General features: G+C 72.4%; 17 protein-coding genes. 5 read left to right on the forward strand and 12 right to left on the reverse strand.

Features of this window, described 5'->3' with window-relative positions; all coding sequences use genetic code 11:
• Positions 1–338: 338 nt before the first annotated feature.
• Positions 339–1,346 carry a stage II sporulation protein M gene (locus NLX94_RS36445; protein ID WP_254387566.1) on the reverse strand — a complete coding sequence of 336 codons (1,008 nt, stop codon included), beginning with the start codon at positions 1,344–1,346 and terminating at the stop codon, positions 339–341.
• Positions 1,347–1,459: 113 nt separating this feature from the next.
• On the opposite strand from NLX94_RS36445, the gene NLX94_RS36450 reads away from it, so the two are divergent.
• Complete coding sequence (locus NLX94_RS36450) at positions 1,460–2,383, forward strand: RDD family protein (protein ID WP_254387567.1); 924 nt, start codon at positions 1,460–1,462, stop codon at positions 2,381–2,383.
• Here the strand turns inward: NLX94_RS36450 and NLX94_RS36455 are convergent.
• Together NLX94_RS36455 and ahcY are read right to left on the reverse strand one after the other, a co-directional pair.
• A complete protein-coding gene (locus NLX94_RS36455; RefSeq protein WP_254387568.1) occupies positions 2,380–3,012 on the reverse strand; it encodes a hypothetical protein in 633 nt (210 codons plus the stop codon). The genes NLX94_RS36450 and NLX94_RS36455 overlap by 4 nt on opposite strands.
• A gap of 107 nt (positions 3,013–3,119) precedes the next feature.
• Positions 3,120–4,571: an adenosylhomocysteinase gene (gene ahcY, locus NLX94_RS36460; RefSeq protein WP_254387569.1), complete on the reverse strand. Its 1,452-nt coding sequence runs from the start codon at positions 4,569–4,571 to the stop codon at positions 3,120–3,122.
• 349 nt (positions 4,572–4,920) lie between these two features.
• Between ahcY and NLX94_RS36465 the strand changes: the two genes are divergently transcribed.
• A complete protein-coding gene (locus NLX94_RS36465) occupies positions 4,921–6,996 on the forward strand; it encodes a fructose-specific PTS transporter subunit EIIC (protein WP_254387570.1) in 2,076 nt (691 codons plus the stop codon).
• A 119-nt stretch (positions 6,997–7,115) separates the two neighbouring features.
• On the forward strand, positions 7,116–7,841 hold the full coding sequence (gene lepB, locus NLX94_RS36470; protein WP_254387571.1) for a signal peptidase I: 726 nt from the start codon (positions 7,116–7,118) through the stop codon (positions 7,839–7,841).
• Between the two features lie 69 nt (positions 7,842–7,910).
• Here the strand turns inward: lepB and NLX94_RS36475 are convergent, their stop codons facing one another.
• The 6 genes from NLX94_RS36475 to NLX94_RS36500 form a co-directional block, all read right to left on the reverse strand.
• Positions 7,911–8,855, reverse strand: a complete 945-nt coding sequence (locus NLX94_RS36475; protein ID WP_254387572.1) for a cation diffusion facilitator family transporter — start codon at positions 8,853–8,855, stop codon at positions 7,911–7,913.
• 93 nt (positions 8,856–8,948) lie between these two features.
• Entirely contained in the window at positions 8,949–10,121 is a 1,173-nt protein-coding gene (manA, locus tag NLX94_RS36480; protein ID WP_254387573.1) for a mannose-6-phosphate isomerase, class I, read from the reverse strand.
• 39 nt (positions 10,122–10,160) lie between these two features.
• Positions 10,161–11,294 (reverse strand): SIS domain-containing protein, encoded by a 1,134-nt coding sequence (locus NLX94_RS36485; protein ID WP_254387574.1) that lies wholly within the window; start codon positions 11,292–11,294, stop codon positions 10,161–10,163.
• A gap of 83 nt (positions 11,295–11,377) precedes the next feature.
• Positions 11,378–11,563 carry a Trm112 family protein gene (locus NLX94_RS36490; RefSeq protein ID WP_037797711.1) on the reverse strand — a complete coding sequence of 62 codons (186 nt, stop codon included), beginning with the start codon at positions 11,561–11,563 and terminating at the stop codon, positions 11,378–11,380.
• 119 nt (positions 11,564–11,682) lie between these two features.
• Positions 11,683–13,053, reverse strand: a complete 1,371-nt coding sequence (locus NLX94_RS36495) for a phosphomannomutase/phosphoglucomutase (RefSeq protein WP_254387575.1) — start codon at positions 13,051–13,053, stop codon at positions 11,683–11,685.
• Between the two features lie 78 nt (positions 13,054–13,131).
• Positions 13,132–13,506, reverse strand: coding sequence for a DUF3499 domain-containing protein (locus NLX94_RS36500; RefSeq protein ID WP_254387576.1), 375 nt, complete (start codon positions 13,504–13,506; stop codon positions 13,132–13,134).
• 114 nt (positions 13,507–13,620) lie between these two features.
• On the opposite strand from NLX94_RS36500, the gene NLX94_RS36505 reads away from it, so the two are divergent.
• A complete protein-coding gene (locus NLX94_RS36505) occupies positions 13,621–14,127 on the forward strand; it encodes a metallopeptidase family protein (RefSeq protein WP_374684065.1) in 507 nt (168 codons plus the stop codon).
• Positions 14,128–14,154: 27 nt separating this feature from the next.
• Here the strand turns inward: NLX94_RS36505 and NLX94_RS36510 are convergent, their stop codons facing one another.
• From NLX94_RS36510 to NLX94_RS36520, 3 genes are all read right to left on the reverse strand, one after another.
• On the reverse strand, positions 14,155–15,639 hold the full coding sequence (locus tag NLX94_RS36510) for a DUF5719 family protein (protein WP_254387578.1): 1,485 nt from the start codon (positions 15,637–15,639) through the stop codon (positions 14,155–14,157).
• On the reverse strand, positions 15,636–19,334 hold the full coding sequence (locus tag NLX94_RS36515) for a glycosyltransferase family 2 protein (RefSeq protein WP_254387579.1): 3,699 nt from the start codon (positions 19,332–19,334) through the stop codon (positions 15,636–15,638). The genes NLX94_RS36510 and NLX94_RS36515 overlap by 4 nt, the downstream gene beginning before the upstream one ends.
• A 367-nt stretch (positions 19,335–19,701) precedes the next feature.
• Positions 19,702–19,965 carry a WhiB family transcriptional regulator gene (locus NLX94_RS36520; protein WP_112450237.1) on the reverse strand — a complete coding sequence of 88 codons (264 nt, stop codon included), beginning with the start codon at positions 19,963–19,965 and terminating at the stop codon, positions 19,702–19,704.
• A gap of 660 nt (positions 19,966–20,625) precedes the next feature.
• Between NLX94_RS36520 and NLX94_RS36525 the strand changes: the two genes are divergently transcribed.
• Complete coding sequence (locus tag NLX94_RS36525; RefSeq protein WP_254387580.1) at positions 20,626–21,183, forward strand: cysteine dioxygenase family protein; 558 nt, start codon at positions 20,626–20,628, stop codon at positions 21,181–21,183.
• The last annotated feature ends 48 nt before the right edge of the window (positions 21,184–21,231 follow it).

The following is a 21,231-nucleotide window of genomic DNA, read 5'->3' on the forward strand; positions in this document are numbered from 1 at the left end:
CTCCGGGCTTTCGTTCTGTTCTTGCGTTTCAGACTCTATCAGAGTCCGTCTCGCTTGTTTTCCGCCTTCCAGGTCATTCGCTTTCGCGTTTTCCCTTTCCGGCGAGTCCGACTCTATCAGAAGTTTTCCACCGGATTTCCCGGCTTCAGTTTCCTGAATGAAGAGTTGGGTGTGCCCGCTTGGAATTCAATTCCTGGGGGCGAGAAAGACTTTAAACCATCGCTGCCGAACTTGTCCAGTTCGAGGCAACCGTTCGAATCTACCTCCCCGCAGCCGCCGTGTCAACGGTGTTTGCGGGACGACGAGGAGACTAGCAGCTCAGCATGCTCGTACGCACATCAGGCCGCGGTGGGGAGCGTCGCCGTGCGGTCGGCCTGCTCCACGTCGCCCACCTCGCCGGCTCGGGCGGCGCGGCCGCCCAGGGCGTAGACGTAGAGCAGGAAGGCGGCCTCGGCAGCCACGCCGATGCCGATGCGGGCCCAGGTGGGCAGGCCGGAAGGGGTGACGAAGCCTTCGATCAGGCCCGACAGGAAGAGGACCGCGGCCAGGCCTATGGCCATGCCGAGGGCGGCGCGACCCTGTTCGGCCAGGGCCACGCGGCGGGTGCGGTGGCCGGGGTCGATGACCGTCCAGCCGAGGCGCAGGCCCGTACCGGCGGCCACGAAGACGGCCGTCAGTTCGAGCAGGCCGTGCGGGAGGATCAGGCCGAGGAAGACGTCGAGACGGTCGGCCGAGGACATCAGGCCGATGCCGACGCCCAGGTTCAGCATGTTCTGCCACAGGATGTACAGGACCGGCAGGCCCAGGAAGCCGCCCAGGACCAGGCAGATCGCGGCCGCCTGGGCGTTGTTCGTCCAGACCTGGGCCGCGAAGGAGGCCGCGGGGTGGCTGGAGTAGTACGTCTCGTAGCCGCCGCCCGGCTTCGTCATCTCCTTCAGGTCCTCCGGGGCGCCGATGGCGCCCTGGATCTCCGGATGGGTGGCTATCCACCAGCCGACGAGCACGCCGACGGCCGTGGAGACCAGCGCCGTGGGTATCCACCAGCGGCGGCTGAGGTAGACGGCAGCCGGGAAGCCCGCCGTGAAGAAGCGGGCCGCGTCGCGCCAGCCGGACCTGCGGGTGCCCGTCACCTTGGAGCGGGCGCGGGCTACCAGCTGGGTCAGGCGCCCCGTGAGCATCGGGTCGGGGGTGCTCGACTGGACGAGGGAGAGGTGCGTGGCCGTGCGCTGGTAGAGCTCGACGAGCTCGTCGGCCTCGGCTCCCGTGAGGCGCCGGCCGCGGCCCAGAAGCTGTTCGAGCCGGGCCCACTCGGCCTGGTGGGCCGCAACGAAGACGTCGAGATCCATGCGGTTGGCGCTCCCCTGCCCCTGGTCACTGCCGGTTTCTCTACTGCTTGCTCCGTCAGCTTGGCAGACTGGAGGCCGATGGGGCGGGGCAGGTCAGTGAAGGGTGTGCGTCGGTGAGCGATCTGGTGACGGGGGACGCGGTCGTCCTGGGGCTTCGGCCGGCGAGGCTGCCGAGCCGGGCGCTGGCGATCCTGCTCGACCTGCTCGTGTACGTCGCCGGGTACCTGCTGATCTCCGTCGGGCTGGTGCTGGCCACCGCATCGATGGACGGGGCGGCCCGGGCGGCCGTGTCCGTGGCCTCGTTCGTGCTCATCCTGGTCGGCGTGCCGATCGCGGTGGAGACGCTGAGCCACGGGCGCTCGCTCGGCAAGCTCGCGTGCGGGCTGCGCGTGGTGCGCGACGACGGCGGGCCGATCCGGTTCCGGCACGCGCTCGTGCGGGGTGCCTTCGGGGTCTTCGAACTCCTGATGACCTTCGGGTCCGTGGCGTGCATCGCCTCGCTGTCCTCCGAGCGGGGACGGCGGCTCGGGGACGTGTTCGCGGGGACGCTGGTGATCCGGGAGCGGGTGCCCGGGGCTCGGGTGATGCCCGTGCCGCCGCCGCCTCCGTGGCTGGCCGGGCGGTTCGGCGGGCTGGACCTGTCCGCGGTGCCGGACGGGCTGTGGCTGGCGATCCGGCAGTACCTGACGCGCATGAACCAGCTGGATCCGCAGGTGGGTGCCTCGATGGCGGCCCGGCTCGCGGACGATCTGGTGGCGCGTACGGGGGCTCCGCCGCCGGTCGGGGTGCCCGCCGCCGCGTTCCTGATGGCCGTGGTGCACGAGCGGCAGTCGCGGGACGCCGCGCGGGCCTTCCGCCCGCAGCCGCCCGCGCCGGGGGCGGCTCCCGTCGCGTACGGGCAGCAGCCCACGCCCGTGGTGATGCCGGCCGTGGTGGCCCCGGCGGCCCCGGTGATCGTGCCCGTCGCGGCTCCGGTGGCGCCCGTACCCGTACCCGTAGAGCCGCCGAAGGCGACCGGGTTCGCGCCGCCCGCCTAGTCGGCCGGGCCGTCGGGGAAGGCGGAGGGCGGGGTCTCCAGGTGTTCGAGTTCTATGCCGGGGGCCGAAAGGACCACGTCACCTGCGATGTGGACCGTGTGGACCTGGCCGGTGTCCAGGGCGGTGACGCGGTACTCGTCGACCAGCAGCGGGCCGCTGTCCGTGGGGTGCTCCGCGCGCTGCACGAGCTGCCAGGCCTGGTCCGTCGTACGGGCCGCCAGGACGGGGTCGGTCAGGGCGACGAGGCGGACGCGGGTGGCGGGGGCGCCGGGGGCGAGGCGCAGCAGCCGTGACGTGGCGACGAGGAAGGCCGGGGAGGTGCCGGTGAAGCCGGCGGCGCCGGGGACGTTGCCCTCGGTGGCCTCGGCTCCGGCCGGGTCGGTGCGCACCCAGGTGATCCCGTCGATGGCGGCTCCGCGGACCTGCCAGCTGGAGGCGTTGACCTCGAGCCGGATGGGGCGGCCCAGTTCGTCGACGGCCAGGTCGAGGGAGCCGCGGTGCGCGCCGTCGGGCGCGGTGAGCTGCGAGACGTAGCGCCAGCCGGAAGGGCCCGGGGCGCAGTGGAAGTGCTCCTCGCCGAGGGGGGTGTGGTCGTGCGGGTCGTGGAGCGCGTAGCGGCCTCGGGGCATGGGGCGTCTTCCTGGGGGTTCCTGGGTTGCGGGCGGGTACGGGGCAGGCCCCCGGCACGGATGCCGGGGGCCTGACCTGACGCGTGGGTGCCGCTGATCCGTGGGGATCAGTAGCGGTAGTGGTCCGGCTTGTACGGGCCGGCGACGTCCACGCCGATGTACGCGGCCTGCTCGGGGCGCAGGGTGGTGAGGCGGACGCCGAGGGCGTCGAGGTGGAGGCGGGCCACCTTCTCGTCGAGGTGCTTGGGGAGTACGTAGACGTCGGTGGGGTACTCGGCCGGCTTGGTGAACAGCTCGATCTGGGCCAGCGTCTGGTCCGCGAAGGAGTTCGACATCACGAACGACGGGTGACCCGTCGCGTTGCCCAGGTTCAGCAGACGCCCCTCGGAGAGGACGATGAGGACCTTGCCCTCGGGGAACTTCCACGTGTGGACCTGGGGCTTGACCTCGTCCTTGACGATGCCCTCGATCTTCGCGAGACCGGCCATGTCGATCTCGTTGTCGAAGTGACCGATGTTGCCCACGATCGCCTGGTGCTTCATCTTGGCCATGTCGGAGGCCATGATGATGTCCTTGTTGCCCGTGGTCGTGATGAAGATGTCCGCCGTCGCCACGACATCGTCCAGCGTCGCGACCTGGTAGCCGTCCATCGCCGCCTGCAGCGCGCAGATCGGGTCGATCTCCGTGACGATAACGCGCGCGCCCTGGCCGCGCAGCGACTCCGCGCAGCCCTTGCCGACGTCGCCGTAGCCGAAGACCACGGCGGTCTTCCCGCCGATGAGGACGTCGGTGGCACGGTTGATGCCGTCGATGAGGGAGTGGCGGCAGCCGTACTTGTTGTCGAACTTCGACTTGGTGACGGCATCGTTCACGTTGATCGCCGGGAAGAGCAGGGTGCCCTCGGCCATCATCTCGTAGAGGCGGTGGACACCGGTCGTGGTCTCCTCGGTGACACCGCGGATCTCCGACGCGAGCTGCGTCCACTTCTGCGGGGCCTCGCCCAGCGTGCGGTTCAGGAGCGTCAGGATGTGCGCGTACTCCTCGGAATCCGCCGTGGACGGGTCCGGAGCGGCGCCGGCCTTCTCGAACTCGACACCCTTGTGAACCAGGAGCGTGGCGTCACCACCATCGTCCAGGATCATGTTCGGGCCGCCGGTCGGGGTGTTCGGCCAGGTCAGCGCCTGCTCCGTGCACCACCAGTACTCCTCCAGCGTCTCGCCCTTCCAGGCGAAGACGGGGACGCCCTGCGGGTTCTCCGGGGTGCCGTTCGGGCCCACCGCGATGGCGGCGGCCGCGTGGTCCTGGGTGGAGAAGATGTTGCAGGAGGCCCAGCGGACGTCGGCGCCGAGGGCGACGAGCGTCTCGATGAGGACGGCGGTCTGCACGGTCATGTGCAGGGAGCCGGTGACGCGGGCGCCGGCGAGCGGCTGGGTGGCCGCGTACTCCCGGCGGATCGACATCAGACCGGGCATCTCGTGCTCGGCGAGGGTGATCTCCTTGCGGCCGAAGACGGCGAGGGAGAGGTCCGCGACCTTGAAGTCGGTGAAAGCGGCAGTCATGTGGGTGCTGCTCCTTGTGATGTGGAGAGGTGGGTACGGCTGAGCCGCGCACCGTCGTCAAGACGGCGCACATGGCGCTCAGTCCGTCGGGGGTCCTCTCTCCCCTCGGCCGGTCCTGAGGACCGCCCGACCGCCATCAGCAGCGACGCCTGACACTGATGACGAATCTACACCGATCGGCGGAGCGGGGCCCAGGTGACTTGGGGGCAAGTCTCGGCTGAGCTTCGGGGCCTACGGCGGAGGATTCAGGGCCTTTCGGACTTTTGATCCGACCCTTACCTGTTGGACGATGCCGTTGGGTCGGGTTGTACGCGCGATCCCGCAGGACAACGCTCGTGAGGAGATTCCAGTGACCAGTCCGGCAGGCCCTCCCGAAGGCGGGGACGCGAGCGGGCGCAAGCCCGTGAAGATCGTCGCCGTTACCGCGTGCCCCACCGGTATCGCGCACACGTACATGGCGGCGGAGAAGCTCCAGCAGGCCGGCGACCGGCTCGGCATCTCGATCAGGGTGGAGACGCAGGGCTCGATCGGGGCCGAGAACGTGCTCTCTGACAACGATGTCAGAGAAGCGGACGCCGTCATCATCGCCGCCGACAAGGAAGTCGACCTCGAGCGGTTCGCGGGCAAGCGCGTCCTGTCCACGGGCGTTGCGGACGGCATCCACAAGCCGGAGGAGCTGATCCGGCGGGCGCAGAGCGCTCCGGTGCAGGCCGGGACCTCGGCGGCGGCGGGCAGCGGCGCCGGCGGGGGCGGCGGCAGGCAGCGCAGTCAGGCGTACAAGGCGCTGATGAACGGCGTCTCGCACATGATCCCGTTCGTGGTCGTGGGCGGTCTGCTGCTGGCCGTCTCCCTCTCCCTGGGCGGGCACGCGGACGCCAAGGGCGGGCTGGTCATTCCCGACGGGACCTTCTGGTTCTACGTCAACAAGCTCGGCGTGACCGGCTTCTCCCTGATGTTGCCGATCTTCTCCGGCTACATCGCCTACGCGCTGGGCGACCGGCCGGCCCTCGTACCCGGCATGATCGGCGGATTCCTCGCCGCGGACGCCGTGCACATCTACGGGGCCGACGCGAACGCGGGCTTCCTGGGCGCCATTGCGACCGGTTTCCTCGCGGGCTATCTGGTCGTGTGGATCAAGAAGGTCAAGGTCCCCAAGGTCATCCAGCCGATCATGCCGATCATCGTGATCCCGATCGTGTCGACCGTGGCCCTGGGCTTGTTCTACATCTACGTGATCGGGCAACCGATCTCCTGGATCTTCACGCACCTGACCGACTGGCTCAACGGGATGACCGGCTCCAGCGCGATCCTGCTGGGCACCATCATCGGCCTGATGATCGCCTTCGACATGGGCGGCCCGGTCAACAAGACCGCCTTCCTCGTCGCCGTCGGCCTGATCGGCACCAACAACCACGTCATGGGCATGGCCGCGGCGGCCATCCCCGTCATGCCGCTCGGCCAGGGTCTGGCCACGCTGCTGCGCCGCAAGCTCTACAGCGACGAGGAGAAGGAAACCGGCCTCGCCGCCCTGTTCATGGGCTTCTTCGGCATCTCCGAAGGAGCGATCCCCTTCGCCGCGGCCCGGCCCGCCCAGGTCATCCCCGCCAACATGCTCGGTGGCGCGGTGGCCGGTGCCATCGCCGGTGTGGCCGGGGTCCAGGACTCGGTGCCGCACGGCGGTCCGATCGTCTCGCTGTTCGGTGCGATCAGCGGCGTCGCGATGTTCTTCGTGGCCATCGCGGCCGGTGCGGTCGTGACCGCGCTGACCACGAACGCGCTGATCGAGTTCAAGCTGCGCCGGGAGGGCGTGACCGGCGGTGCCTCGGTGCTCGCGCCGGAGCCGGCCCTGGTCGGTGCGGGTGCCCCGGTGGGCGGCGGCGGCGCGAGCGCGGCAGGAGCGGGAGCCGCCGCGGCTGCCGTACGGACGCAGCCCGTGCCGGCGGCTCCGGTGGCCGCGGGCGGTCCCCCGGAGGTGCTGTCCGGGTACCTCACCGAGCAGACCGTGAAGACGGAGCTGGCCTCGGGCTCCAAGGAGGCGGCGATCCGCGAGATGGCGGAGATGCTGGCCACGACGGGCAACGTCACCGACGTGGACGAGCTCGTACGGGTCGCCCTGGCCCGGGAGGCACAGGGGACGACCGGACTCGGCGAGTCCATCGCCATCCCGCACGCCAAGACGGACGCGGTGACCCGCCCGACGGTGGGCTTCGCCCGGTCCGACGAGGGCATCGAGTGGGGCGCGCTGGACGGGACGAAGGCCAGGCTGGTCTTCATGATCTCCGTACCGGAGGCCGCGGCCGGGGACGAGCACCTGCGGATCCTGGCGCTGCTGTCGCGCAAGCTGATGGACACCGGCTTCCGCGAGCGGCTGCAGGCAGCCTCCGGCAAGCCCGCGATCCTGGACGTGCTGCGCGAGATCCAGTAGCCGCGAGGCCCCCTCGCACGAGCCCTCGGGCCCCGTACCCCACCTCGGTGGTACGGGGCGCGAGGGCTCTGCGTACGCTTCCCGGTCCGGACACGGTGGTGTGGGGAGAGGGGAAGCGCATGGGACGGGATCGGCGCAGGCCGGGGCGGCGGAGGGGGATCTGGGCGGTGGTGCTGATGGCGCTCGGCCCGCTGCTCTACGCGGGCGCCAGCGTCCTGCTCGTGTTCCTCGGGGGCGACGGGTACGCGAGGGGAGCGATCTCCTCGGAGGCGATGGCACCGGCCTACCACCGCGGGGACGCCGTGTGGATCGCCCCGGTCGTCCCGGAGAAGGTGGGGCGCGGAGACCTCGTGCTCGTCACTCCGCCGCCCTCGTGGGAGTCCGACGCGGACCTCCTCAAGCGGGTGATCGCCGTGGGCGGCGACCGCGTCTCCTGGACCAACGGCGATGCCGCGCTGACGCTGAACGGGGAGCGGCTGGCCGAGCCGTACCTCGCGAACCCGGCCGTACCGGCGATCGCGACCTTCGACGTCACCGTGCCCGAGGGGCGGATCTTCGTGATGAGCGACAACCGAGCGGCGGCCCTCGACTCCTCCGCGATGGTCTACGACCCGGACGACGGGACCCTGGCGCTCTCGGCCGTGCGGGGGGTCGCCGCCGCGGCCCCGGTGATGGTGTCGGTGGCCCCGGTGATGGCCGGCCTGGGGGTCGCGGCCCTCTTCCTCGGCGGCGGTCTCGGCATCGGCTCGCTGGTGGCCCGGCAGCGCGCGGCGCAGGCCGCCCGCAACCCACTCCCCGGCGGCCCGGGCGCCGGCTGGGCGCACCGGACGGCGCCGGAAGACTGATCCGCGGGGCGCGGTACGACGAGGCCCCCCTGCGCTGTCGCAGGGGGGCCTCGTCGTACCGGGTGCGGGTCAGTGGCCCGGGTTGGTGCCCTTCGCGGCGGCTTCGGCGTTGAAGATGTCCGGCTCCAGGTAGATCACGCGGGCGATCGGGACCGCCGCGCGGATGCGGGCCTCGGCGGCGTTGATGGCGTTGGCCACCTCGGTGGCGGTGTCGTCGCTCTGGACGGCGATCTTCGCCGCGACCAGGAGCTCCTCGGGGCCGAGGTGCAGGGTGCGCATGTGGATGACGCCGGTGACCACGTCGCCGTCGACCACGGCGGCCTTGATCTTCTCGACGTCCTCGGTGCCGGCGGCCTCGCCGAGCAGCAGGGACTTGGTCTCGGCGGCCAGCACGATGGCGATGATGATCAGCAGGATGCCGATGCACAGGGTGCCGATGCCGTCCCAGACGCCGTTGCCGGTCAGCAGGGCGATGCCGACGCCCGCGAGGGCGAGGACGAGGCCGACGAGGGCGCCGAGGTCTTCGAGGAGGACCACCGGGAGCTCGGGGGCCTTGGCGCGCTTGATGAACTGGCCCCAGGTGAGGCTGCCGCGGATCGCGTTCGACTCCTTGATCGCGGTGCGGAAGGAGAAGGACTCGGCGATGATCGCGAAGACTAGGACGCCGACCGGCCAGTACCAGTGCGTGATCTCGTGCGGGTTGTGGATCTTCTCGTAGCCCTCGTAGATGGCGAACATGCCACCGACGGTGAAGAGCACGATGGAGACCAGGAAGGCGTAGATGTAGCGCTCGCGCCCGTACCCGAAGGGGTGCTGCGGAGTCGCCTCGCGCTGGGCCTTCTTGCCGCCCAGCAGGAGCAGGCCCTGGTTGCCGGAGTCCGCCAGCGAGTGGACGCTTTCCGCGAGCATCGACGACGAGCCGCTGAAGACGAAGGCCACGAACTTGGCTACCGCGATGGCCAGATTGGCGGCGAGTGCCGCCACGATCGCCTTGGTACCGCCCGACGCGCTCATGGTTGCGATGTGTCCCTTCCTCGGTGCGGCGCCCCGGGCCGGGACGCCGCGCTACGGCCGCAGATTCTCACAGCCACCGAGAGGGACGGTACGTCAGACCACCACAGTGGCACGGAAGACGGTGCCGGTTCCGGACAGTTCGACCTTTTCGCCGACCGGTACGAAGACCGATTCACCGGGTGCCAGGGTCAGTTCGCCGGACTCGGCGGAGTTCGCCTTCGGGGATCCGGCCGTGCACAGCAGGATCTGCGCGGTGCTGTCGGGGACCACCCGGGGGGCGCCGCCGGGGGCCAGGACGAAACGGGAGAGCCGGAATTCGTCGATGGGGGTCTCGTAGACCTCCTCGCCGTTGCCCTCCGGGCGCAGGATGCCGGGGTCGCCGGGCTCGAAGAGGGTGACCTTCAGCAGCTCCGGCACGTCCACGTGCTTGGGGGTCAGCCCGCAGCGCAGGACGTTGTCGGAGTTGGCCATGAGCTCGACGCCGAGGCCATCGAGGTAGGCGTGCGGAATGCCGGCGCCGAGGAACATGGCCTCGCCGGGCTGCAGTTGTACGTGGTTGAGGAGCATCGCCGCGATGACGCCCGGGTCTCCCGGGTAGTGGTGGACGAGCCCGGCGTACGGGGCGTACGGGCCCCCGAGCCGCTCGGCGGCGGCCGCGGTCTCGGTGACCGTACGGGCCATCTCGGCGCGGTCGGCGGTCAGGACGGCGGTGAGCACCTCGCGCAGGGCCGCCTCCTCGGGGTGGGCCCGCAGGAGGTCGGCGTAGGGCTTCAGGGAGTTGACGCCGAGGCCCTCCAGGAGGGCGGCGGCCTCCAGCGGCGGGCGGAAGCCGGAAAGTCCCTCGAAGGGGGTGAGGGCGCAGACCAGCTCGGGCTTGTGGTTGGCGTCCTTGTAGTTGCGGTGCGGTGCGTCGATCGGCACGCCGCGGCGCTCCTCGTCCTCGAACCCGGCCTTCGCCTGGGCGAGATCGGGGTGGACCTGGAGGGAGAGCGGGGCGCCGGCGGCGAGGAGCTTGAAGAGGAAGGGGAGGCGGGGGCCGAACTTGCGGACGGCGGCGGCTCCCAGTTCGCCTTCGGGGTCGGCCGCGATGACGTCCGAGAGGGCTTGCTCGCCTGCTCCGCGGTCGAGGCGTGAGGGGGCGCCGGGGTGGGCGCCCATCCACAGCTCGGCCTGGGGTTCGCCGGTCGGTGCGACTCCGATGAGTTCGGGGATCGCGGTGGTCGATCCCCAGGCGTAGGGGCGGATCGTGTTCGTGAGGCGGTCCATCGGTCGTCTTCCTGGGTGAGAGGGGCGCGATTGTGCGCCTCAGCTGTGTCCCCCGGAGGCCAGCGCCAGGTAGGCGGTGGCGAAATCCGTGACGGCGAGGAGTTCTGCGAGCTGTTCCAGCTCGGTGCCCTCCTCCGGTGCGAGCTCGCTGATGGCCGTGTCGTGGCTGAGGGCGAGCTCTCGTGCGGCAGGGGCGGCTGTCAGTCCGCCTGCGGGCCGGTCGCGCAGCAGCACGATGCGTGCGCGAAGGGCCTGCGGTTCTTCCACTCGGTCGCGGAAGAAGTCATCGGGGTCGGCTCCGGCGGCGAAGTCTCCGGAGAGGAGCACCCCGTGGGCCGGGAGCGCCTCGGGGAGGTCGGCGGCGAGTGCGGGACGGCCGGCGAGTTCGGCGAGGGTGGCGGCGAAGCGGCGCCCGGCGGGTCCGGCTGCGGCGCCCTCGCTCCAGATGAGCGGGAGGGAGTCGGCGAGCTCGGCGGCCAGGGTCTTGGCCGGGTTGGAGTAGGTGGCGATGGCGGGGCCGCAGCGTTCGGCCGTGCGGTCGAGCCGGTCGGCGACGAGCTGCAGGGTGTGCGGGGCGGCGGTGATCAGGCCGACCCGGTCGAGGAGCACCAGCAGCGGGGTCAGCAGGGCCCAGAGGGCGCCGGGGCCGGCCGCGGCCGACTCGTCGTACTCCTGGTACGGGGCCTTGGCCATCGGTACGAGGAGCCCGTGCGCGCCGTCGACCGCTTCGCTCAGCGGCGAGCGCTCGGGGGCGACGGCGACGACGGTGCAGCCGCGCCGGTAGGCCTGCTCGGCGAGGACCGCGAGGCCGGGCTCGGTCCCGTCGGTGGTGGCGATGAGCAGCAGGTCGACGGGGCCGGCCCAGCCGGGCAGGGTCCAGCGCAGGGCCCCGGCGGCGTGCGCGACGCCGGTCGGGTGCAGCCGGATGACGGGCGCGGAGGCGCCGGCGAGCGCCCCGAGCAGGTCGGCGACGCCGGTGGCGGCGGTGCCGGGCCCGGCGATGAGGACCGCGCGGGGGCGGCCGTCGGGTCGCAGGTCGGCGAGGCCCGCCTCGGTGGCGTGCCGGGCCGCGGTGCGCACCCGGGCGCCGGCGTCGGCGGCGCCGCGGAGCAGGCCGCGGCGGTCGGCGCGGGCGAGATCGTCAGGTGCGTCGAGGAGTGACTCGTCGAGCATGGCGGCCTCCGGCTGTGTCTGTGACGGAACCTGTTCGGTGACGGAACCAGTCTCGGCTCTTGCCCGGGGTGGCGGCAGGAGGCTCAGGCGGGGCGGCGCGCCTCGTCGACGAGGAGCACGGGGATGCCGTCGCGGACCGGGTAGGCGAGACCGCAGTCCTGGCCGGTGCAGATCAGCTCGGGGGCCGTCTCGTCCGCCGACTTGTCCTCGAGGGGGGAGTGGCAGGCGGGGCAGGCGAGGATCTCCAGCAGGCCGGCTTCGAGCGGCATGGGGTGTTCCCTTCGGGGATGTGGATCGGGCCAGGTCAGCCTACCGCCGAGTCACCTCTGGTGACGGGTGGAGAGTACTCGGCGGTAGGCGGACATCAGGTGCGGCGGCGCTGCCGGTGCTACGCGCGGATCAGTGCCAGGACCTCGTCGCGGACCTTGGCCAGGGTGGCCTCGTCGCGGGCTTCGACGTTGAGGCGGAGCAGGGGCTCCGTGTTGGAGGCGCGGACGTTGAACCACCAGTCCTCGGCGGTCGCGGTGAGGCCGTCCAGTTCGTCCAGGGTGACGCCCTCGGTGGAGCCGTAGGCGGCCTTGACGGCAGCGAGGCGGGCCGTCTGGTCGGCGACCGTGGAGTTGATCTCCCCCGAGCCCGCGTAGCGGTCGTAGGAGGAGACCAGCTCCGAGAGGGGGCCGTCCTGGCCGCCGAGGGCCGCGAGGACGTGGAGCGCGGCGAGCATGCCGGTGTCCGCGTTCCAGAAGTCCTTGAAGTAGTAGTGCGCGGAGTGCTCGCCGCCGAAGATGGCGCCGGACTTGGCCATCTCCTCCTTGATGAAGGAGTGGCCGACGCGGGTGCGGACGGGGGTGCCGCCGTTCTCGCGCACGACCTCGGGCACGGACCAGGAGGTGATCAGGTTGTGGATCACGGTGCCGGTGCCGCCGTTGCGGGCGAGTTCGCGGGCGGCGACCAGGGCGGTGATGGCGGACGGGGAGACGCCCTCGCCGCGCTCGTCGACGATGAAGCAGCGGTCGGCGTCGCCGTCGAAGGCGATGCCGAGGTCGGCGCCCTCGGCCAGCACGCGGGCCTGGAGGTCGACGATGTTCTTCGGGTCGAGGGGGTTGGCCTCGTGGTTCGGGAAGGTCCCGTCCAGCTCGAAGTACATGGGGACCAGGTCCAGCGGGAGGCCGGTGAAGACGGTGGGGACGGTGTGCCCGCCCATGCCGTTGCCCGCGTCCACGACGACCTTGAGGGGGCGGACGGCGGTGAGGTCGACCAGGCCCTTCAGGTGCTCGGCGTAGCCGGTGAGGGTGTCCTGCTCGGTCACGGTGCCCGGGACGGTGCCGGCGGGGATCTCCGGGGCGCCCTCGTCGTTCCACTTCTCGGCGAGTTCGCGGATGGTGGCGAGGCCGGTGTCCTGGCCGACCGGGGCGGCGCCGGCCCGGCAGAGCTTGATGCCGTTGTACTGGGCCGGGTTGTGCGAGGCCGTGAACATCGCTCCGGGCAGGTTCAGCTTGCCGGAGGCGTAGTACAGCTGGTCGGTGGAGCAGAGCCCGATGAGGGTGACGTCGACGCCGCGGGCGGCCGCGCCGCGGGCGAAGGCCTGGGACAGGGCCGGGGACGAAGGCCGCATGTCGTGTCCGATGACGATGGCCGGGGCACCGGTCACCTCGACGAAGGCGGCACCGAACAGTTCGGCCAGGTGCTCGTCCCACTCGTCCGGCACGACGCCCCGTACGTCGTACGCCTTGACGATGTTCGAAAGATCGGTGGCCACTGCCTGCCCTCCTGAAGGTGATGTGCTGTGAAGCAAACCTACCGTGGACACCGTGCGGCTTTTCAGATCAACTGAATGTCAGGAATCGGGCGAGCGCAGGACGCGCAGGTGTCCGCGACGGGTCTCCCCGGGGTGGGGACCGCCCTGACCTGCGCCGCCCGCTCCGGCCGCGCGCTCCGGCGGACGGGCCGCCTCGCGCACGGCGTTGGCGAGGGCTTCGAGGTCGTCACCGGTGGGGCGCGAGGGCGCCGAACCGTCGGTGAGGCGTACGACGTCCCAGCCGCGCGGGGCGGTCAGGCGCTCCGAATGCTCGGCGCAGAGGTCGTAGCAGTGGGGTTCTGCGTAGGTGGCGAGCGGGCCGAGAACTGCGGTCGAATCGGCGTAGACGTACGTCAGAGTCGCGACGGCAGGGCGGCCGCACGCGGTGCGCGAACAGCGACGTACAAGGCTCACGACGTTGGACGGTACCGCACTCTTGACCGGGCCGCGACGACTCTCCCCCGGGCGCTCCCCCGTGTCGCCCGATCTCCCCCGCCCCGGCGCGGATGTGCGGGCTACCCTGCGGGGGTGACGGACAGCACTCTGCCTCCCCTTCCCCCTCCCCCGCCCGTGCCCCCGGTTGCCTCCCTGCCGGGCGGGTCCCCCGCCGGTGAGCCACGGGTGCGGCGGCGCGACCGGCACGGGCGCGGGATGCGCGGGCCGGTGGCCCCGCCGCAGGTGCCGCTGTCGGCGAGCCGGGGGGAGCTCTTCGGAGACCTCGTACGGGACTCCGTGGAGCGGCTGGAACGGCGCTGGCCGCAGCTGGCGGAGGTGGAGTTCCTGGTCGGCGACGTGCCGGGGCCGCCGGGCGGGGCGGAGGCCGGGTGGAACGACGAGGCGGTGCCGCTGGGGGCGCTGGTGGAGGCCGGGGGCGGGCGGCCGGCGCGGATCGTGGTGTTCCGGCGGCCGGTGGAGATCCGGGCGAAGTCCCGGGACGAGCGGGCGATGCTGGTGCACGAGATCGTGGTGGAGCAGGTCGCGGAGTTGCTCGGGCTGTCGCCCGAAACGGTTGATCCGCGGTACGGGTCGGACTAGCCCGACCCGCACCGCGGACGCCAGGCGCTACTGGGTCAGGACCGAGAGGTCCTGGGAGGCCTTGGGGACGGAGACCGTGGAGTGGTCGTCCGTGAGGGTCTGGACGGTGAACATGGGGATGCCGTCGCGCGGGATCGTCAGGGTGCGGGCGGCGTGGACGGGGCCGCCGGAGACGGTTTCCACCGTGAGGGCGTAGGCGCCCTTGCCGCCCGTCGGGGCGAGGGTGACGGTCTGGGTGGTGCCTCCCTTGACCGTGACGTCCTGGGAGGCCGCCTCGCCGCCCTCGGTGCCCGGCGAGGCCGTCACCTTGACCGTGGCGTCGGCTCCGGGCGGGGCCGTCAGGGAGAGGAGGGTCGCGTTCTCCTCGGGGCGGTTGTCCGCGACGGTCGCCCGCGTGCCGACGGGGGCGGCGGCCTGGATGAAGCCGGTCTCCTGCTTGGCTCCGCTGCCGCGGACCACCCTCAGGGCGGCGACCACGGGGACGGCCTTCTTGCCGTCGGCCGGGGACAGGACGAGGGAGCCCGGTTCGCCGCGGGTGACGTCCTTGAGGTCGAGGCTCGCGGTCATGCCGGCCTTGACGTGGAGCTGCTCGCTGCCCGCGGGGCTGATCGAGCCGGTCGGCCCGGCCAGCTTCACCTTGAGGTCCGCGTCCTCCTCGCCGGGGGCGAAGGCGACGAGCCGTACGGAGGTGGCGTCCGCGGGGATGCCGGGCAGGACCAGGGTGCCCGCCGGGTCCACGGAGGCGGGCAGCCAGTCGGAGCCGACGCCCTCCTCGCCCGCCTGGGCGGTGGCTCCGACGCGGCCCGCGCGGGTGGTCACGTGGGCGGTGACGTCCGCGAGCTGTGCGCCGGGGGCGAGGGAGGCCAGCGAGATGGCCTTGCTGGACTTCGGGTCGATGCGGATGTTCTCGCTGGTGCCCGCTTCGGCCTTGACCACGCCGTCGGGGCCGAACAGCTTGATGTCCACCACGGCCGCGCCGTCGTCGGGGTTGGTGAGGTGGACGTAGTCCTCGCGGCCCTTGGCGGTGCTCACGCCGGGGAACCAGAAGTCGGTGCCGGGCGCGGTGCAGCCCACGCCCAGCAGGCCGCGGGTGCGGCCGACCGAGACCACGGTGGTCTGCTGCGCGCTCCAGCCGGGGGCGAGGAACCCGTCGGCGACGCCGCTGAGCGCAGGGGCCTCGGCGCCGGAGGCCTTGGCGCCCACGGGCTTGCCGGGCTCCTTGAGTTCCAGGACGGGCTTGGCCTCCTTGGTGGCGCCCAGCAGCCGGGCCGTGCCGGTGCCGCCCGCGGCGGCCGCGCCGGGGGTGATCGCCGTGTACAGGGTCTCGGCGATGTCGGAGGTGCTGGGTGCGGGGCACACGAGCAGGGACCGCTCGACCGGCATCCGGGCCGCGGACTTGCCCGCGGTGCCGGAGGCCCCGTCGGCGGCCGGTGCGGTCAGGGTGGCGAGGCCGGTGACGGCGGCCAGGGCGGCCGTCACCGCGGCGAGCGTGAGGGGTACGCGCTGCTTCACTGCTGGGGGCTCCCGTCCGGACGCGGGGCGTACTGCCCGTCCTGCTGTCCGTCGTGCTGGCCGTAGGTGTCGTACCCGTCGTACCCGTCCTGGGCCTCGGGGTGCTGCTGCTGGTAGGGCGGGTACGGCTGCTCGTACGGCGGTCCGGCCTGGTACGGCTGCTCGTAGGGGGTGTCCTGCCGGCCGGTGTACTGCTGCTGCTCGTACGGGTAGGCGTCGTACTGCTGCTGCGGCTGCTGCGGCTGCTGCGGCTGCTGCTGCGGCTGCTGTTCCTGGCCGCCGTAGGCGTAGCCGCCGCTCTGGTCCCCGTACGCCGGCTGCTGGTAGGCGTAGGCGTCCTCGCCGTACGCGTCCGCGCCGTACGGCTGCTGCGCCGGGATCTGCGCGTACGGGTCGGCGGCGACGGCGGCCTCGGCCGGGGCGGGCCCGGCCGGGGCCTCGGGCTCGGACTGCTCGCGCAGGCGGCGGGCCCGGCGGCCCTCGCCGGCCTCCTCCGCGGGGGCCTCCTCCTCGGGCAGGTCGTCGTCGAGGCGGGCGCGGCGGCCCGGCAGGGCCATCACCAGGAGCACCAGGGCGAGCAGGCCCTGGGCCCAGTGCCAGGCGGTCCTGGTGAGGGAGTCCTCGTGGACGAGGTCGAGCCGGCCGGCGTCCGCGGGGAGTTCGAAGCCCTGGGCCCAGCCGTCGAGGGTCTTGGCCTTGAGCGGCTTGCCGTCGAGGGTGGCCCGCCAGCCGGGGCCGGCCTGGTCGGCGATGCGCAGGACGCGGCCGGCCTCGCCCGCCGGGATCTTGGTGTGCGCCTCGACGGGGCCGGAGGCGACCGGGATGGGTGCCTCGCCGGGCTTGCCGGAGACGATGACGGCGCGGGCGACCTGCCGGTCGACGCGCCACAGGGCGCTGCCTTCGAGCTTGCTGAGGCGGCTGAGGCCGGGGGTGGCGTCCAGGACGCGGCCGATCTCCTGCGGGGCGCCGTCGCGGACGAGGACGTAGCGGATGGCGAAGCCGCCGAGCTGGTCGGTCTGGTCGGCGCCGGAGCCGGCGACGAGGCTGGAGACGACCTTGTCGAGGCGGGCGTCGCTGCCGGCCCCGGCGGCGAGTTCGGCGTCGCCGAGGCGGCCGCCGGAGCCGCGGACCAGGCTGTAGGAGAGGGCGGCCGGGGAGTCCGCGCCGATGACGAGGGTGCGGGCCTGGTCGCGGTTGCCGCTCTCCTCGGCGACGAAGGCGGGGACCTGGACGGGGTCGCGGCGCTCCAGCGGTCCGGCGGCTCCGCTGAGCATCCAGCCGGCGGCGCCGACGAGCGGACCGACGGCGGCGGCGAGCGCGATCAGGGCTGCGAGGGGCTGGCGCCAGCCGAAGCTGCGGGCGGCCACGCGCTCCTTGGCCCCGTCGGCGCCGATGACGGCGGCGGCCAGCAGGGCGAGTCCGTAGACGAGGGTGGCGGGGCCGGCCCAGGTGGTGCGGTTGACGAGGACGGCCAGGACGAGCGCGGCGAGCGCGGTGGCCCAGGCGGTGCGTACGGCGAACTGCCGGTCGGCGCGCAGCAGCGCGGCCAGGGCGGCGAGGACGACGCCGAGGAGGATCAGGCCGCCGGCGGTGCGGGGGCCGCCGGGGCTGATGCCGAGCAGGTCCAGGGCGGTGGCCGAGCCGGCTCCGTAGGGCAGTCCGGCCTCGCGCAGGAAGGCGCCGGGCTGGGTGAGCAGGCTCAGCGACCAGGGGGCGAGGACGAGGAGGGGGACGCCGAGCGTCGCGAGGAGGCGGGGGCCGTACGTCTTCCAGTGCGCGCGGCGCAGGACCAGCGCGGCGGCTCCGAGGAGGGCGGCGAGCGGCCAGACGACGGGGGTGAAGGCGGTGGCCAGGGTCAGCAGGAGGGTGTAGGTCCAGGTGGAGCGCCAGCTGCCCTCCCCCTCGCCGAATCCGAAGGCGGCGACGGCGGAGCGGGCGATGAGCGGGAGCAGGATCGCGAGGACGGCGGTGCCGAGGCGGCCGCCGGCCAGGGCTCCGGTGACGGCGGGGAGGAAGGCGTAGGCGACGGCGGCCCAGGCGCGCAGCAGCCGGGATTCCACCAGGGGCCGGGAGGCGAAGTAGGCGGTGAGTCCGGCGAGCGGGACCGAGCAGACGAGCAGCAGGGTCAGGGCGGTGTCGGTGGAGCCGAGGAGCAGGGTGGCCAGGGCGCCGAGGACGGCGAGGTAGGGCGGCCCCCCGGCGGTGGTGCCGGTGCCGACGGGCTGCCAGTCGTCGGCGTAGACGCGCCAGAGGTCGAGTCCGCCGTCGGGGGCGGGGAGCAGGGCTCCGCCCATCAGGGAGCCGCCGCCGAGGAGGGAGCGGCAGGCGATGAGGGAGACGAGCAGGAGGAGGCCGAAGAGGACGGGCGCGGGCTTGCGGGCGATCCGCTTGAGGCGCGCGAACTGTTCGATCTCCAGGTAGTCGGCGTCGTCCCCGCCGGGTCCCGATTCGACGGCTCCGCCGTGCCGGCCGGCGGCGGCGCTCTCGCTGTCGGCGTCGGCGCCGAAGTAGCCGGCGAGCTGTTCGGCGTTGGCGCGCAGGCTGGCGCCGGGCGGCGGGAAGAGGGGGCGCAGTTCCTTGGCGGGGACGGCGGCGCGGCCCCTGCGGCGGCGGGCTCCGAGGATCCGGCCGGGGCGGAGCAGGGTGGCGAGGAGGCCGGTGATCTCGTCGACGGCCTGTCCGGGGGCCTTGCCGACGAGGTAGGCGAGGGTCCGCAGGACGGTGCCGAAGAGGATGCGCAGCAGGACGTACGGGAGGGCCCGGCCGGAGCTGTTGGCCAGCAGGGTGTAGACGGCGCCGGCCTTGTCGACGCGGTGCGGGCTGGCTGCGGAGCGGCCGACGCAGTCGACGGTGCGGCGTTCGCGGGCGGAGGCCTCGGCGTGCCGCAGGACGGCGTCGGGGGCGATGAGGACGCTGTGGCCGGCGCTCTGGACGCGCCAGCACAGGTCGACGTCGTCGCGCATGAGGGGCAGCCGGCGGTCGAAGCCGCCGAGGGCGTCGTACACGTCGCGGCGGATGAGCATGCCGGCGCTGGAGACGGAGAGGACGGGCTGGACCTGGTCGTGCTGGCCCTGGTCCTGTTCGCGCCGGTCGAGGCCGGTCCAGCGGCGGCCGCTGCGGGCGATGGTGACGCCGACTTCGAGGAGCTGCTTCTTGTCGTACCAGCCGCGCAGCTTGGGGCCGATGACGGCGGCGTCGGGGTTCTCGTCGGCGACGCGCAGCAGTTCGGCGAGGGCGTCGGGCTCGGGTGCGCAGTCGTCGTGGAGCAGCCAGAGCCACTGGACGGGTTCGCCGTGGGGCAGCTCGGGGAGGTCGTAGTTGTCGTCGCGCCAGGTGCGGCTGACGGGATCCCAGCCGGAGGGGCGCTTGAGGTACGGGAGTTCCTCGGGGGTCAGGGTGCCGGCGGTGCGGACGGCCTCGTCGACGGCGGCGCCGAAGCCGGTGCGGCGGGCGAGGTGCAGGACGCGGTCCTCACCGAGGGCCTCGCCGAGCAGGCGCGCGGAGTCGTCGGCGCTGCCGGTGTCGGCGGCGACGAGGTTCTGGGCGGGGCGTTCCTGGCCGAGGAGTCCGGCGAGGGTCCGGGGCAGCCAGCGGGAGCCGTCGTGGGCGACGAGGACCGCGGTGACGACGTGCCGGGGGAACTCTGGTGCGGCGGCAGCCTGGTAGGAGGCGCTCGACTGGCTGTGCAGGGACATCGCGGTACGGGCCCTCCGGCCGGGGGTCCGGGGGTGGTGTGCCCTCGGAGGCTGCTGGACAGCGCCCCACCCTAACGGCTGGGAACACAGCGGTCCGCCTCCTGCGGGGAAGGTGCGGGAGGCGGACCGTTTGCTCTGCTCTTCGCCGTGCGGCTCGCGCTGTTCGCCGTACTGCGGTTTGTACTTCTTGTGCCGGTGTGCGCCCTGCGGTCGCTGCCGTGCGTGAGGCCGGGTGCACGGGCGGCTATGCCTTCGGGTGGGCCGCCGGATATGTCGTGGGCCGTGCCGCGGGCCGTTCTGCGGGACCCTCCGCGGGCCGTGCCGCGAGCCCTGCCGTGGGCGCCGTTCGGTGCGCGCCGTGGGCGCTTCAGACGGCGGCCTTCTTCAGGCGTCGCCGCTCGCGCTCGGACAGGCCGCCCCAGATGCCGAATCGCTCGTCGTTGGCGAGGGCGTACTCGAGGCATTCGGAGCGGACCTCGCAGGCGAGGCAGACCTTCTTGGCCTCGCGGGTCGAGCCGCCCTTCTCGGGAAAGAAGGATTCGGGGTCGGTCTGGGCGCAGAGAGCTCGCTCCTGCCAACCGAGCTCTTCGTCCGCCTCCTCGACCAGCAGTTCCTGAACCAGCTCGGTCATGTGCGCCCCTCGCTCTGTCTGTGCGTCCCCGTGGTCATGCCGTCACTCATCGCTACGTAACGACACGAGTGAAATTACAAGTGCGGGGCTCCAGCGCAGTCAAGCCGAGATCTGCTATTGGGCCCCTTATTCACTCTGCGGAACCAAGCCTATGCAGAAAGTGTTCATATCGCCAAAAATCGTGACACATGCCACACGTGTCACATGTGGGACCCTCTCCCCCGTAGTCGACGCGTCACTCTGTGGTGGGGTTCCGATCCAGCCGAAGAAGCGGCGCAGATCACATTTCAGCCACAGAGGGACATCGCACGGCTTTACGGGTTTGAGAGCCGCCACAGCGGTCTGCAGCGCGACTCGCAGCGCCACATCCCCTGGTACCGACTGCACAAACCTTTCTCCGGGCACGTTAACCGGATGAGGTGAAACTTTTCTATCAAATCGGACATTGGGTTGACAGTCCGACCCCCCAGCGGGTCTTCTTGTAGCCATGTCAGCGCCCTCAGCCGCCACCCGGACCCCCATTCGTGGGTTCCTGTGCGCTGCCCAGGTTCGCTGTTGCTGTTGCAGCTGTTGATGCCTCGGGAGCTCCGGCTCCCCTGAGCTCCAGCTCGCCCCCCACAGCAACCGCCGCACGACTGACATCCGTCGAGGAACCCCCCGATGAACAGCACCAGCACCCTGAACGCCGCCCCCACCACCGCCGTCGCCGAGGCCCTCGCCCCGGCGCGCGTCGAGAGCGACCTCCAGATCGCCGGCGACATCCTCTCCGTACAGCACCTCCTGCAGCCCGCCCGCGAGCACCCGGCCACCGTCGCCGAGTTCGTGGGCCTCGCGCGTTCCATCGCCGCCGACCGCTCCGCATGGGAGCACCTGGTCCAGTACGACGCCACGAGCCGCTGGTACCACCGGCTGCGCACCGGCCCCGGCTACGAGGTCTGGCTGCTCAGCTGGGTCCCCGGCCAGGGCAGCGGCCTCCACGACCACGGCGCTTCCTCCGGCGTGCTGACCGTCCTGGAGGGCGAGCTCACCGAGCACACCGCCCGCGGCCCGCTCGCCCTCGGCGCCGGCTCCCAGCGCGTCTTCGCCCCCGGCTACGCCCACGAGGTGCAGAACGACAGCCTCGACGGGGCCGTCAGCCTGCACGTGTACTTCCCCGGCCTGACCGAGATGCCGATGCACAGCTGCTCTCCGGCCCGGCCCGAGGCCCTCTCCGTCTGACCCGCACGCCGCCTGACAGTCCCACCCTCCCCCAGCTACCGCTGGGAG

It is taken from the genome of Streptomyces sp. TBY4, from assembly GCF_024213195.1.
Taxonomy (GTDB): Bacteria; Actinomycetota; Actinomycetes; order Streptomycetales; family Streptomycetaceae; genus Streptomyces.

What these genes read in the sequence shown, in the direction of transcription:
- lepB (WP_254387571.1), top strand. Translation starts at nt 7,116, where the DNA reads ATGGGACGGGATCGGCGCAGGCCGGGGCGGCGGAGGGGGATCTGGGCG.
- NLX94_RS36455 (WP_254387568.1), bottom strand. Translation starts at nt 3,012, where the DNA reads ATGCCCCGAGGCCGCTACGCGCTCCACGACCCGCACGACCACACCCCC.
- NLX94_RS36515 (WP_254387579.1), bottom strand. Translation starts at nt 19,334, where the DNA reads ATGTCCCTGCACAGCCAGTCGAGCGCCTCCTACCAGGCTGCCGCCGCA.
- NLX94_RS36525 (WP_254387580.1), top strand. Translation starts at nt 20,626, where the DNA reads ATGAACAGCACCAGCACCCTGAACGCCGCCCCCACCACCGCCGTCGCC.
- NLX94_RS36445 (WP_254387566.1), bottom strand. Translation starts at nt 1,346, where the DNA reads ATGGATCTCGACGTCTTCGTTGCGGCCCACCAGGCCGAGTGGGCCCGG.
- NLX94_RS36490 (WP_037797711.1), bottom strand. Translation starts at nt 11,563, where the DNA reads ATGCCGCTCGAAGCCGGCCTGCTGGAGATCCTCGCCTGCCCCGCCTGC.
- NLX94_RS36475 (WP_254387572.1), bottom strand. Translation starts at nt 8,855, where the DNA reads ATGAGCGCGTCGGGCGGTACCAAGGCGATCGTGGCGGCACTCGCCGCC.
- ahcY (WP_254387569.1), bottom strand. Translation starts at nt 4,571, where the DNA reads ATGACTGCCGCTTTCACCGACTTCAAGGTCGCGGACCTCTCCCTCGCC.
- manA (WP_254387573.1), bottom strand. Translation starts at nt 10,121, where the DNA reads ATGGACCGCCTCACGAACACGATCCGCCCCTACGCCTGGGGATCGACC.
- NLX94_RS36485 (WP_254387574.1), bottom strand. Translation starts at nt 11,294, where the DNA reads ATGCTCGACGAGTCACTCCTCGACGCACCTGACGATCTCGCCCGCGCC.
- NLX94_RS36520 (WP_112450237.1), bottom strand. Translation starts at nt 19,965, where the DNA reads ATGACCGAGCTGGTTCAGGAACTGCTGGTCGAGGAGGCGGACGAAGAG.